The organism is Ruminococcus sp. YRD2003, from assembly GCA_900109435.1.
Classification (GTDB): domain Bacteria; phylum Bacillota; class Clostridia; order Oscillospirales; family Ruminococcaceae; genus Ruminococcus; species Ruminococcus flavefaciens_G.
In genome coordinates, this window is sequence record FNZT01000006.1 from 93,907 (window position 1) to 106,096 (window position 12,190).

The 12,190-nt window shown below is 52.0% G+C and carries 13 protein-coding genes and 1 tRNA gene; 10 read left to right on the forward strand and 4 right to left on the reverse strand.

Annotation, left to right across the window (positions count from 1 at the left end; genetic code table 11):
- Positions 1–59 precede the first annotated feature (59 nt).
- Together BMX22_RS05715 and BMX22_RS05720 are read right to left on the reverse strand one after the other, a co-directional pair.
- Positions 60–659, reverse strand: coding sequence for a class I SAM-dependent methyltransferase (locus tag BMX22_RS05715; protein WP_074741486.1), 600 nt, complete (start codon positions 657–659; stop codon positions 60–62).
- Positions 660–671: 12 nt separating this feature from the next.
- The gene (locus BMX22_RS05720) at positions 672–2,867 is read right to left on the reverse strand and encodes a heavy metal translocating P-type ATPase (RefSeq protein WP_074741488.1); all 2,196 of its coding nucleotides are present in this window, start codon (positions 2,865–2,867) and stop codon (positions 672–674) included.
- Between the two features lie 425 nt (positions 2,868–3,292).
- Between BMX22_RS05720 and BMX22_RS05725 the strand changes: the two genes are divergently transcribed.
- The 4 genes from BMX22_RS05725 (at position 3,293) to BMX22_RS05740 (ending at position 6,920) form a co-directional block, all read left to right on the forward strand.
- Positions 3,293–3,859: a sigma-70 family RNA polymerase sigma factor gene (locus BMX22_RS05725; RefSeq protein WP_318259688.1), complete on the forward strand. Its 567-nt coding sequence runs from the start codon at positions 3,293–3,295 to the stop codon at positions 3,857–3,859.
- Positions 3,849–5,405: a hypothetical protein gene (locus BMX22_RS05730; protein WP_074741492.1), complete on the forward strand. Its 1,557-nt coding sequence runs from the start codon at positions 3,849–3,851 to the stop codon at positions 5,403–5,405. Before BMX22_RS05725 ends, BMX22_RS05730 begins: the two co-directional genes overlap by 11 nt.
- A 202-nt stretch (positions 5,406–5,607) precedes the next feature.
- Positions 5,608–5,694 (forward strand) — tRNA-Leu (locus BMX22_RS05735).
- Positions 5,695–5,843: 149 nt separating this feature from the next.
- Entirely contained in the window at positions 5,844–6,920 is a 1,077-nt protein-coding gene (locus tag BMX22_RS05740) for an SGNH/GDSL hydrolase family protein (protein ID WP_074741494.1), read from the forward strand.
- Between the two features lie 80 nt (positions 6,921–7,000).
- Here the strand turns inward: BMX22_RS05740 and BMX22_RS05745 are convergent, their stop codons facing one another.
- On the reverse strand, positions 7,001–7,549 hold the full coding sequence (locus tag BMX22_RS05745; protein WP_074741496.1) for a GNAT family N-acetyltransferase: 549 nt from the start codon (positions 7,547–7,549) through the stop codon (positions 7,001–7,003).
- Between the two features lie 170 nt (positions 7,550–7,719).
- Between BMX22_RS05745 and BMX22_RS05750 the strand changes: the two genes are divergently transcribed.
- From BMX22_RS05750 to BMX22_RS05770, 5 genes are all read left to right on the forward strand, one after another.
- The gene (locus BMX22_RS05750; RefSeq protein ID WP_081349098.1) at positions 7,720–8,208 is read left to right on the forward strand and encodes an AAA family ATPase; all 489 of its coding nucleotides are present in this window, start codon (positions 7,720–7,722) and stop codon (positions 8,206–8,208) included.
- Position 8,209: 1 nt separating this feature from the next.
- The gene (locus tag BMX22_RS05755; RefSeq protein ID WP_074741498.1) at positions 8,210–9,010 is read left to right on the forward strand and encodes a TrmH family RNA methyltransferase; all 801 of its coding nucleotides are present in this window, start codon (positions 8,210–8,212) and stop codon (positions 9,008–9,010) included.
- A gap of 11 nt (positions 9,011–9,021) precedes the next feature.
- Positions 9,022–9,738 (forward strand): 5'/3'-nucleotidase SurE, encoded by a 717-nt coding sequence (gene surE / locus BMX22_RS05760; RefSeq protein WP_074741500.1) that lies wholly within the window; start codon positions 9,022–9,024, stop codon positions 9,736–9,738.
- 13 nt (positions 9,739–9,751) lie between these two features.
- Entirely contained in the window at positions 9,752–10,459 is a 708-nt protein-coding gene (locus BMX22_RS05765) for a 5'-methylthioadenosine/adenosylhomocysteine nucleosidase (RefSeq protein WP_318259689.1), read from the forward strand.
- A 181-nt stretch (positions 10,460–10,640) separates the two neighbouring features.
- On the forward strand, positions 10,641–10,940 hold the full coding sequence (locus tag BMX22_RS05770) for a type IIL restriction-modification enzyme MmeI (protein ID WP_074741502.1): 300 nt from the start codon (positions 10,641–10,643) through the stop codon (positions 10,938–10,940).
- On the opposite strand, the gene BMX22_RS05775 is transcribed toward BMX22_RS05770, so the two are convergent.
- Entirely contained in the window at positions 10,937–11,812 is an 876-nt protein-coding gene (locus BMX22_RS05775) for a LysR family transcriptional regulator (RefSeq protein ID WP_074741504.1), read from the reverse strand. The two genes, BMX22_RS05770 and BMX22_RS05775, sit on opposite strands and share 4 nt — an antisense overlap.
- Before the next feature lie 140 nt (positions 11,813–11,952).
- Here BMX22_RS05775 and BMX22_RS05780 point away from each other — a divergent pair, with 140 nt between their 5' ends.
- Positions 11,953–12,189, forward strand: a complete 237-nt coding sequence (locus BMX22_RS05780) for a hypothetical protein (protein WP_074741506.1) — start codon at positions 11,953–11,955, stop codon at positions 12,187–12,189.
- The last annotated feature ends 1 nt before the right edge of the window (position 12,190 follow it).

Consider the following 12,190-nt stretch of genomic DNA (forward strand, 5'->3'; position numbering starts at 1 on the left):
CGGAATATTACGAGACATTTATCGGGGGAGAACCTTTCTGAAGAAAGGTTCTCCCTTATTTATTCCTTTGTGATGATAGCGACCGCACACGGACAGTTGCCCTCTACTATGCGGTACTCGACTTCAGTCAGTCCTGCTCCGCGGAAGAAGCCCTTGTATGTGTCGATGTCAAATTCGCTCTTGAACTCAAAGCCTATCATTTCAAGAAGTTTCTGCGCGAAATGAAGCGAATTATTACTGTCGTTTATGTATGTCGGTATGATGACTTTTCCGCCTTTTCTGCATACTCTCAGCAGCTCAGCAAGTGCGCCGTACGGGTCGTCAAGCAGATGTATCACGTTGCCCGCTACTACCTTGTCAAAGCGCTCGTCGCGGAATCGAAGATGCATTATATCTGCTATGCCGTACTTTACGTTGGCATACTTTCTGCATTTCGCGTAGGTCTCGCGCAGCATATTGTCAGACCTGTCGGTGACGATGAGCTGACTGCACTTCGGGGCGATGTACTTGCTGATAGCTCCCGTCCCGCAGGCACACTCAAGCACAATGTCCTCGGAGCCTATCTCTTCTGTGACTGCCTTGCCTGTGCCATTGTATACACTGTTATTGGAAAGTGTCTCGAATGCGTCGTACAGCGGCGCCACTTTGTCCCATATCATTGCTGTTTCTCCTTATCTGTACTTCTTTGTGTCAAGCGCGCGGATAGAGTTGAGTATCAGCAGCATCGCTGTGCCCGAGTCCGCAAAGACCGCCAGCCACATATTCGGGTGTCCGACAAGTCCGAGGACAAGCACTGCCGCCTTGACAACAAGCGCGAAAATGATGTTCTCGCAGGATATCCGCAGCGTCTTGTCGGCTATCTTCTTCGCCGTCACTACCGACATAGGCTCGCTGCTGATGAATACCGCGTCCGCTGCCTCAAGTGCAAGGTCTGAGCCCGTCTGCATGGCTCCGCCAACGTCTGCGCCTGCGAGCACTGGGGCGTCGTTGAGTCCGTCACCGACAAACATCACGCTGCCGTGTTTCTCGCGGAGTGCTCTCAGCTCCGAAAGCTTCTCGTCGGGAAGAAGTCCGCCCTTTGCTGTGTCAACTCCAAGCGCGGCGCCGACTTCTTCTGCTGTTTCGGGGACGTCGCCCGTGAACATCGCCGTCGCTATGCCCATACTTTTCAGCGCCTTTACTGCCTCAGCCGACGTCTTTTTCATCTCGTCGGATACGAGGATAACTCCTTCGACCCGACCGTCCACTGCCACGTATACCGACGTGCCTGCCACTGTCTGAGGGAGAACGGTGAGTTCCGCGCCCTTTTCCTGCATGAGTTTCATATTGCCGCAGAGAACTGTCCTGCCGTCTACCTCGGCTTCGACTCCCCTGCCCGCGATATCCGATGAGCGCCCTGGCTCTGTGAGGTGTATGCCGTTTGCACGGCAATAGCTGACTATGCTCTCGGCTACGGGATGTGTCGATATCTGTTCACAGCTGCCGCAGAAATGCAGGAGCTCCTCGTCGCTGAGGCTGCCTGCGCTCGTGATGCGCGTAACCGTGAAGCTGCCGTTCGTGAGCGTCCCCGTCTTGTCAAAGGCTATTGCCTTGACCTTGCCGAGCGCCTCTATGGAATCACCGCCCTTGAAGAGGATGCCAAGCTTCGACGACGCGCCGATACCCGAGAAATACGCCAGCGGTACACTCAGCACAAGGGCGCACGGGCAGCTTATTACAAGGAAGGTCAGCGCCGAATAGACCCATTTCTGCCAGTCGCCTGTGATGAGCGTGCCGAGCAGCGCTGTCGCTGCCGCTATCCCTATCACTATCGGTGTGTACACCTTGGCAAAGCGAGTGATGAAACGGTCAAGCTTCGGCTTCGCGGAGGAAGCGTCCTCGACGGCGTTCGCTATCTTTGTTATCATGGAATCGTCCGCGGTGGCTGTCGCGCGGAGGGTGAAGGTCTCTGAAATGTTGATGCAGCCAGACATTATGCTGTCGCCTGCTCGGACAGTCATCGGCACGGGCTCGCCGTTCACGGCGGATGTGTCGATCCGCGACTCGCCTGACTCGACTACTCCGTCGACCGCAATGCGCTCGCCGACTTTTATCCTGACTATGTCGCCGACCTCTATATCATCTGCGTCCACGCGGACATACTCTCCGCCGCGGAGCACGTCTGCCTCCTCAACACGGAGCTCCGTCACGTCTGTGATAGCCTTGCGGCTGCGCGAAACTGCGATGTCCTCGAACATTTCGCCTATGCGGAAGAAGAGTACGACTCCCACTGCCTCAGCATACTCGCCGAGAGCAAATGCTCCGAGTGTTGCGACCGTCATCAGGAAGTTCTCGTTGAATACATTGCCCTTTGTCAGGCTCTTGACCGTTGCTTTGAGAACGTTTATGCCAAGCACCAGATATGCCGCTGCGTACAGTGCTATTGCTGCGGGAAGGAACTGTGTGAGGCGGTGTACTGCTATCGCTGCCGCAAACAGTACCACTCCAGCTGCAAGTACGGCTATCTCGAGCTTGCTGTTCTCCTCGTGGTCGTGGTGCTCATGCTCGTGTGCATGGTCGTGACCGCAGCCGCAGTGCTCGCCGTGGTGGTGTTCATGCTCATGCTCATGCTCATGGCTGTGTTCATGTTCGCGGACGTGCTTCTTTTTGCCCGATGACGGCACAATCTCTACGTCGGGCTCGATAGACTGCGCTATCTCGTTAATCCGTGCAAGAAGTCCCTCGCTGTGCTCCCCGCTTATCTTCAGACGCTTCAGCTGGAAGTTCAGCACCGCGGAATCGACTCCTTCAAGCTTGTTTATCGCTTCCTCTATCTTGCTGCCGCAATGCGCACAGCCGAGGTTGTGTATCTCATATGTCTTCTCCATATTATCACTCTCCTAAACATATGAACACTTGTTCATATGTTTATTATATCATGCGTGTTGCCGTTTGTCAATAGTTTCCGAAGCTTTTTTGAAATATATTTGATTTCGCGCTCGACATAGTATATAATATAGTAGAAAATACCACATTGTTAACCACGGTTAACAATGTTCCCACAGCTAAAGTTTTTTACTCCCCCTGCTCAAATGGCTGAAAACTGAGAAATTTAAGGCTTGTTAGTTTTGTATAACAATTTTTTGCATATTTTTTTCGGTTTTTTTCGTCTATTTTGCCTCCGAAATACACTTATATATGAAAGCTTTCAATGTGCAGCCCTGCGGCTGCCGCGGACCCGTCTGCATATATAACTGATATCGGAAGGGAGTGACTGAAAATGACAGCAGGTCCTAAAACATACAATGGAGGTGTGGAAGCTATTTTGACTCTTTTTTCGCACAAAAAAACTGACGACAGCACATTCGGCGAGGTCAACCGACTCATCGTGCAGTGTGCGACTTCAAAAGAAAGCCTCGGCATCCTTTATCAAATGTTCAAGGGTACTGTGTTCGCTGTGGCGTTCAGTATCACTTCCGACTACCAGCTTGCCGAGGACTGCGTGATAGAGACGTTTATCCGCCTGACGCAGGCTGACAGCTTCAACCCGAAAAGAGGCAACGGAAAAGGATATATCATCAAAACTGCGCAAAACGTTGCTCACGAGCTCCTGAGACGTCATGAGAGAGAGTACAGAAACTTCTTCATTCAGGGCTACGGTGAGGCTGACAAGACTGTCGAGGACAGTATTTTCATCAATCAGCTGCTCAAGCACCTTACAAAAAAACAGAGACAGTTAGTCATCATGAAGTGCTGCAGCGATCTTTCATTCAGAGAAATCGCCGAGATCATGCATCTCCCCGAATCTACGGTTAAATCAAGGTATCAAAAGGCAATGGCTATCCTACAGGAAAAGGCAGGTGTTAACAGTGAAAAATGAGAATATCGGAAACAGCGACCTCGAGAAGGTGCTGAAGGATAAAATGAACGAGCTTTCTGATTCAGTTGACTGCTTCGATAAGATCTCCGCGCGTGCTTTTCCCGAAAAAGACCCAAATTTTTACGAAAGCGGATTCACCGTAAGTGACCTTGAGAACGTGACGGGCAGACGTGACCACGGCAGGCTGCTTCGCATAGCTGCTCTCGCGGCAGCTGTTGTGCTGTGCATCGTTTTCATCCCGAAAACAGGCATCGTTCAGCGGGTGCTCTCCAATCTCGGCCGCCCTGTAACAAAGAATTACCAGCAGATAGTTACCGAGATAAACGAGGAGACCGAACTCCACAACTATCAGCAGCTCGATGTTCCGCTTGACTATTACCTAAAAAACGATGTGCTGGTAACGCCGCTTTTCAGCTGCCCCTTCGAGGACTGCGGCAAGGACGACGCTATGGTGCGCGTTTATATAAGAGAAATCGGCGCAGGACAGTTCACAAACTTCGATACGGCTCAGGTATATGCGGTCGAGTACATCGGCGAATACAGCGAGGAAAATATCGTTGCTGCGGCTAAGTCCGTATACTCCTTCTCCGACGACGACCTCAGCGAGGTCAAGCACGGAGGCAGCAACATCAACACCGACCTGATCAATGCGGCGGTCACGCTCAACTTCGCGCCGGATACGGATAACGTTCTCCTCCATGACAAGGACGGCGACGCTGTTTCGATCGCGAATCAGAACTACGGCTGCTATATAAGATACGACGGCGAGACCGTCTATGCGCTGACTTCGGTACTCTACGGACACAAGGGAACGGGCTTCTCCGAGGACTGCTTCTATGACATCGTCACCACCTTCGACGGAAAGTTCATTGAGCTCCCCGACAGAACAGCTATGTGGGAGGAGTCGCTCTACTACGACGGAAGCTCTGCCTTCCCGCAGGACACGGACTCAAACTTCACCCGCGCCGAGCTGTTCGCTCACGGCAACTATGCATACGAAGCAATAAACAACTTCGGCTGCGTCGGCAATTTCAGCGAGTTCTCCGTCGATATGGATATGCTGAGAAAATGCTCGGAGATAAAGCTCTCGAGCTCGTACACTAACTCTACTGTCAGCACTATCGCTGCTCCCGCCGACCCCGACCTGCTCTACGGGCTGTCGATATACTACGCCTTTGAGCAGAGCTCGGACGGTGCGGAGTTCGACGAGCATGGCAGCGCTCCCGAGTATTTCATCACGGTTTACTGCGACGAGATGATGCTGACAAGCTTGCCGCTCAATCAGTTTGCCTACAACCGCGCAAAATCCAACGAACAGGCTGAAATGGAGCGTGCCGCTCTCGCCGAGCTTGCAGCTGACAAGGATAAAGCTGCTCTCGAGGAGCTGCTTACGGAGTATGAAGTCAAAAACGCCGATCTCACGGATAAGCTGCACTCCGACCTCAACGGCTGGGAAAAACAGAACATCAGCGACGATATCGAATTCAATAACTCGATGATCAAGGATATCAAGCGCTGCATAGCTGACCTCGACTCAAATAACTGACACAGTGTTTCCGCACGAATAAGGAAATCAGAAAGAATCAACAAAAGAAAGTTCAATTACAGGGCTGCCGCCAATACGCGGCAGCTCCGTTTTTATCAAGGCTGCACCGAGCAAAGACCTCCTGATCGCTTTGTACGGTGTTGTCTAAAAAATGCTTGACAATATTTGGCAAAAGTGGTATAATAGCTTTTGTTAATGAATTGCCGCTGTGGTGGAATAGGCAGACACAAGGGACTTAAAATCCCTCGGAGTAAAATCCGTACCGGTTCGACCCCGGTCAGCGGCACCAACGGGGAGCGCACGCTGTTCGCGTTATTTCCCGCAAGTCACTGTTTTTACAGTATCACTGCATTAGGTCACTGAACAGTTTTGCAGCTTCATCTCGCAGGTCACTGCCTGCGGGATTTTATTTTACTTTCTCAGGAGGTGAGGACAAGTTTGAAAAAGCTAATACACGATTTCTTCGGGCACTTCTTCTCAAATCCGCTCCTCCCCCTGCTCGTGATCATCGGCTCCGTTTCGGTCATGCTCTTTACGGGCGACGATCGCTCCGAACGCATGGACTCCGATGTGCCCGACTATGTGCGCACGTCTGTCCCGCTCGTTGTAACCACCGTCACCGATCCCACTGTTCCTGCTTCGTCCTCCGCTGACAGTACGTCTTTCTCATCATCAGCTGCTTCCACCGTGACAACTGCCGCTCCGATGACCGTCGCTTCATTCACTTCCGAGACAACGACCACGGCTTCGACCACTGTTCCCGTCACCGACATTGAGACTACGTCCGCAGAAAATACCGAAGCTGTAACTACCGAGACCGACAAGCCCGACGATACTCCGCGTGAGCGCCCTCAGGTTTCCAACTATACGGTCTACGTCGGCGCCGATTCCCCGAACAGCGGCTTCTATCAGGAGAGGCTCGTTATCTTCGGCGATTCGATTGCTTCCGGATTCAACTTATACGGCTATATACCGCGCGAGCACAATGTTGCCGCTGAATCTATGGCGCTCTGGAATCTGAGCAGGTATTCCTTCGACCTCGGCGGAGGTGTGATGAATCCCGTCGATGCGGCTGTTTACAGCGACTCTCCTCTCATCTATATCTCGATAGGTATGAACGATATCCCCGGTACCAACCCTGACAGCTACGCAAACTCGGTTTACACCATCGCTCAGCAGCTCGTTGACAACATTCCCGATGTTACCGTGGTCATCGGTTCGATAACGCCTGTTTCCGCTAATAACTACTACACCACCAATGACAGGATAGACAGCTTCAACAATGCCGCAAGAGACACTGTCGATGCTTACGGCAACGAACAGATACTCTTCTTCGACGTGAATTCTGTGCTCAAAGACCCGAATACGGGCGCTCTTGCAGGCAGTATCTCAGCAGGCGACGGTCTGCATATCTCGGGTGCGGCTTACGGCTACTGGCTGAACGCTCTGTTCAGCTTCCTCGACGCCAATGACGTTACAACACGGATCGAGGCGCATGACAGCAAATACGAATAATGCTCCTCTGTGCAGATAACAAATAAAAAAGGTGATACCCGATATACAACGGTATCACCTTTTTTTGTATAGCGTAACGGTCAGCGGACAGGCTTTTCTATGCAGTAGCAGACCTCGCCTGCGGGTGTCTCCCCTGCTCTGCGGAACCGCTCGACATTATCTGTGATGTGCATGGACGATTTCTCCAGCACACGCCCCGACTTCACATTCTCTGCGCGGTGATAAGCCTCGAGCTTTTCAAAGCCCGTATTCGCAAAAGCATAGGCGATGACCGCGGAAAGTGCTTCTCCCGCATAGCCGTGTCCCCAGAAACGGCTGCCTATACAATACTCTATCTCTGCGGCTGCTATGTCGCTGTATACGCGGCAAAACGCTATCTGTCCAATACAGTGCCCGCTTACGCGCTCAATTATCGCCCAGCGGTAGAAATCAGGCTGCTCATAGGCGGTTATCCACTTCGCAAGCAGTGCTCCGACCTGTGCTTCGTCCGTATAGACGGGCTCGCCGTACTCGTACTGTACCTGCGGCTCGCTTATCCAGTTCGCAAGCATATCGGCTCCGTCGGAAAGAGCGAATCTGCGCAGTATCAGACGCTCTGACTCTATTGTTGATGTTCCTGTGTGGTTCATTGGTGACCTCCTGTTGTATCATTACGAATATAATACCACAGACTGCGCACTTTTGCAAGCAGCAAGGCTCGTCGGGCGTTGACAGAAGGTGCTTTTCATGGTAAAATCTATTTAAAGCAACACTTTCGGTAAAAAGTTCGGTTTCCGAATAAATCAAGGAGGAGCGCTTTATGGCTTCTGTGTCAAATGTAATAATGCTCTGCGGGAGACTGTGCAGCGGTAAATCCACATATTCTGCCATGCTGCGTGATGAGCTCGGTGCGGTCGTACTCTCGGTCGACGAGCTGATGATAGCCATACTCGGCAGAGAGACGGGTGATATGCACGACGAATACGTCCGCCGCGCAAAGCAGTACATCCTCCGCAAGGCTGCTGAGACTGCCCGCGCGGGAGCTGTTGTCGTCCTCGACCAAGGCTTCTGGTCGCGTGCGGAGCGCCGCGATGCGCGGGATTTCTTCGCAGCACGGGATGTGGACTGCGAGCTTAGATACTGCAAGATAACAGACGAGGAGTGGGAGCGCCGCATCGCCAAGCGCAATGCCGAGGTCGCGGAGGGACGCTCGGACGCTTACTTCGTCGATGATGGGCTTAAAGCGAAGTTCCTCGCCATGTTCGAGGAGCCCGACGAGGACGAAGCAGATATTGTCGTAGAGGTGTAAAATGGCTGTATTACGTGAAATATCCGACCTCAGAGCTGCCGAGCTCTCGCCGTATACCGACACCTCCGAGCTGAATCTGCTCCGTGAGGGACTGTTCGTAGCCGAGAGCCCCAAGGTCATACGCACTGCGCTCGACGCGGGAGCAGAAGCGGTCTCGCTGCTCGTCGAGGACAAATATGTTACGGGTCAGGCGGCTGACATAATCGCTCGGGTGGGTGATATTCCCGTATTCCACGGGAACTCCGCTGCGCTCTCGGAGCTGACAGGCTATAAGCTCACGCAAGGTGTACTCGCTGCGATGAAACGTGCTCCGCTGCCAGATATTGGCAATATACTGCGGGATTCGCACCGAATCGTTCTCCTCGAGAACATAATGAACCAGACCAACACGGGCGCGATATTCCGCTCGGCTGCTGCGCTCGGATTCGACGCGGTGCTGCTCACGGACGGGTGCAGCGACCCGCTATTCCGCCGCTCGGTGCGCGTCAGCATGGGAAGCGTTTTTCTCATACCGTGGGCGCGTATCGGCAGTGCTTCGCCCGATTACATTCGCACTCTCCGCGAGGCAGGCTTCGTCACTGCCGCTATGGCTCTGCGGAGTGACAACATTACCATAAGCGACCCGCGCGTTACCGAGGCTGAAAGGCTTGCGGTCGTGCTCGGCACGGAGGGTGACGGACTGCTCAGCTCCACTATCGAGGAGTGCGACTATACGATAAAGATTCCGATGTCTCACGGCGTTGACTCGCTCAACGTCGCGGCTGCGAGCGCTGTTGCCTTCTGGCAGCTCGGCAGACACTGAAAGGAGCATATATGCGTTCGATTCTTATTGCTAATGATGACGGGATAAATGATGAGGGGCTCATCCGCCTCGCCAAGCTCGCAAAGGAGCTCGGCGAGGTGTGGGTGGTCGCTCCCGACGACCAGCGGAGCGCCGCTTCACACGCGATATCCCTACACAGCCATATCGACATTTATCCACACGATTTTCCGATAGACGGCGTACACGCATTCTCGTGCAGCGGGACTCCAGCGGACTGCGTCCGTGTGGGGGCTCTTAGTATCATGCCGCATAAGCCCGACGTAGTACTTGCGGGGATAAACAGAGGACTCAACGTCGCGACGGACATTCAATACTCGGGCACTGCGGGCGCCGCCTTCGAGGGAGCTTTTCAGGGCTGCCTGTCCATTGCGGTCTCCGAGGGGATAAGCTCCTGCCATGATGTCGCGGATAAGTTCCTGCCGCAGATACTCGCGGAGCTCATGGAGCAGAAGCTCGGCTACGGACAGATCTTCAACGTCAATATCCCAGCGTGCACACTCGGGGAATTTGGCGGTATACTTCGGAACAGAGCCGTTTCTCACGGTATGTTCTACCGAGACCGCTACAAGAAAACCGCCGACCTACTCAACGGCGGTATGAGGCTCGAAGTGGACGGCTTGTACAACGAGGACTGCGAACCCGATACCGATTTCAGAGCAGTCGTCGATAATTTCATTTCTATCGGTATCGTGAATAATCTCAGCTGACGGAGGTATTAAAATGAAGCGTATTACAGGCATTATCGGTGCTATGGATGAAGAGGTCGCAAAGCTCATCGCACAGGCTGACATCACCGCGACCGAGAATATCGCAGGCATGGTCTTCCATGTCGGTAGGCTCGGCGGTGCGGATGTAATCATAGTCAGGAGCGGCATGGGCAAGGTCAATGCGGGCATCTGCACACAGCTCCTCATTTCGCGGTTCGGCGCCACTCACATCATCAATACGGGCTTCGCGGGAGCTCTTTCTTCCGAAGTCGCTCTCGGAAACATCGTTGTCTCGACTGAGGCTGTTCAGCACGACTTCGACGTCTCGCCGCTCGGCTTCAAAAAGGGTGAGATCATAACAGGAATGGTCGCTTTCCCCGCGGATAAGGAGCTCGTGAGCTCCGCCTGCAAGGTCATCGCCGAGACACTCCCCGAGATCGGCGTTCACTCGGGACGTATTTGCAGCGGCGACCAGTTCATATCAGATAAAGCTGCCAAGGAGCGCATAGTCTCAGAGTTCGGCGGACTCTGCTGCGAAATGGAGGGGGCTGCCGTCGCACAGGTCTGCACGCTCAATAATGTGCCTTTCCTGATTCTGCGTGCGATCTCCGACTCCGCCGACGAGAGCGCGGGCGAGGACTTCAATTTCAGCGTCTTTCAGAGCACCGTCGCTAAGGAGTTCGCGAAAGCAGTGGTTAGACTTATAGAGGTCATAGGTTAAACAAAATGGGAAGCATGATGTGTGCTGCTCTTAGCGGAACAAATGACAAACCAAACTGAATAGGACACAAGCTGATACTTACAATAATGCAGGTATCAGCTTATTCTTATATAAATCCGTTGATTTATTCATCCGAATATGGTAAAATGCACTTAATGAATCGAGCATTGGAGGTACCAACATGACCGATAAGGAACAGAAAAAGGCTGCAAAAGAGTTCGCAGCGTATTGGAAAGACAAAGGTTCGGAGAAAAGTGATACTCAGACTTATTGTAATCAGCTCTTGACTGACGTGTTCGGTGCTGAGAAACTCACTGGTCTTGTGAAATATGAAAAGCCTGTCATTGTGGACGGCAATCAAAAGTACATTGATGTATATATCCGTCACGATAATGTTACTATAATCGTTGAGCAGAAATCCCTTGGGAAAGATTTTACAGAAAAGCTGCACCAGTCAGGTGATATAATGCTATTCAATTAACTATAGTCCTGCTTTAATCTTTTCAGAAACAGTTCTGCTATCGGCGAAAACACCTGATACTTTTTCCAGATGATATACATATTAGTTTCCAGTGTCGGCTTGATTGGTCGGAAGCAAAGTCCGCTTTCTTCGCTTGTGTCTACAAGGTGCTCAAAGGTCAGCATATATCCAAGCCCTTCTTTCACAAATACCGAGCCGTTGTAGGCAAGATTGACAGTTCCTGCAAAGCTGAGCTTATCCATATTATCCCCGCACCAGCGCGGAAAATCCACACGGATAGACTGCTCTGAGCAGAACAGCGGCAAGCCGTAAAGATCATCAAATGTCACATACTCTTTTTCGGCAAGTGGACTGTCACGGCGCATCACAAGCCCCCATTTGTCGCTTTCGGGTATAGAGAGATAGTTGTACTTCGACAGGTTCGGCGGCTCAACGATCACGGCGAGGTCGAGAATGCCCCTGTCAAGCCGTTCCGCAACAGGCTCAGTATCTCCGCTGAAAATGTGAAATATGAAATTCGGGTACTGCTCCTTGAATGCTTTGATGCTCCTTGCAAGGTATTTGATAAGATAGCTCTCGGCACAGCCTATGCGTATCTCTCCGCCGATGATGTTGTCAAGCTGGCTGAACTCCTCGGCGGTCTTGTCCACCATAGCGAGGATATCCTCGGCACGCTTTCGAAGGAGCATTCCCTCGTCATTGAGGAGCATATTCTTATTGGTGCGGATAAACAGTTCATGCCCCAATTCTTCTTCGAGCTTTTTGATCTCCTTAGAGAGCGACGGCTGCGAGATATGCAGGCGCTCAGCTGCCCTTGTCATGTTCTCCTCTCTTGCGATGGCAAGAAAATATCGTAATATCCGTATCTCCATACTGCACCTCCGTTTTTGATACTACTATTATACTGCAATTTGCCATTCCTGTCAAGAATGACAAGCAATTACATATAGGCATTTTACATATCCTAAAAGATGTGATATACTTAAATCACAGAAACACGGAGGTGGTGAAAATGGCAAATGCAGCCGACAAAATGGCGGTCATGACCGAAAATCTCAGGGATATGGGCTTGGACGATGAAAGCGTAGCGAAATGCCTGCAAATGGTCGAAAGCGGACAATATCAGGCACTTGACTGTTTTCTGAAAAGCTATCGTCAAACGCTCCTTGACAGCGTTCACAAGTATAACGACCGCATCGACTGCCTCGACTATTTCACCTACACATTAAGAAAAAACGGAGGTATCTGAA

Bases quoted from the DNA above. Each gene is read 5' to 3' on its own strand.
- BMX22_RS05715 (WP_074741486.1), bottom strand. From the start codon at position 659: ATGATATGGGACAAAGTGGCGCCGCTGTACGACGCATTCGAGACACTT.
- BMX22_RS05720 (WP_074741488.1), bottom strand. From the start codon at position 2,867: ATGGAGAAGACATATGAGATACACAACCTCGGCTGTGCGCATTGCGGC.
- BMX22_RS05745 (WP_074741496.1), bottom strand. From the start codon at position 7,549: ATGAACCACACAGGAACATCAACAATAGAGTCAGAGCGTCTGATACTG.
- BMX22_RS05750 (WP_081349098.1), top strand. From the start codon at position 7,720: ATGGCTTCTGTGTCAAATGTAATAATGCTCTGCGGGAGACTGTGCAGC.
- BMX22_RS05755 (WP_074741498.1), top strand. From the start codon at position 8,210: ATGGCTGTATTACGTGAAATATCCGACCTCAGAGCTGCCGAGCTCTCG.
- surE (WP_074741500.1), top strand. From the start codon at position 9,022: ATGCGTTCGATTCTTATTGCTAATGATGACGGGATAAATGATGAGGGG.
- BMX22_RS05765 (WP_318259689.1), top strand. From the start codon at position 9,752: ATGAAGCGTATTACAGGCATTATCGGTGCTATGGATGAAGAGGTCGCA.
- BMX22_RS05770 (WP_074741502.1), top strand. From the start codon at position 10,641: ATGACCGATAAGGAACAGAAAAAGGCTGCAAAAGAGTTCGCAGCGTAT.
- BMX22_RS05775 (WP_074741504.1), bottom strand. From the start codon at position 11,812: ATGGAGATACGGATATTACGATATTTTCTTGCCATCGCAAGAGAGGAG.
- BMX22_RS05780 (WP_074741506.1), top strand. From the start codon at position 11,953: ATGGCAAATGCAGCCGACAAAATGGCGGTCATGACCGAAAATCTCAGG.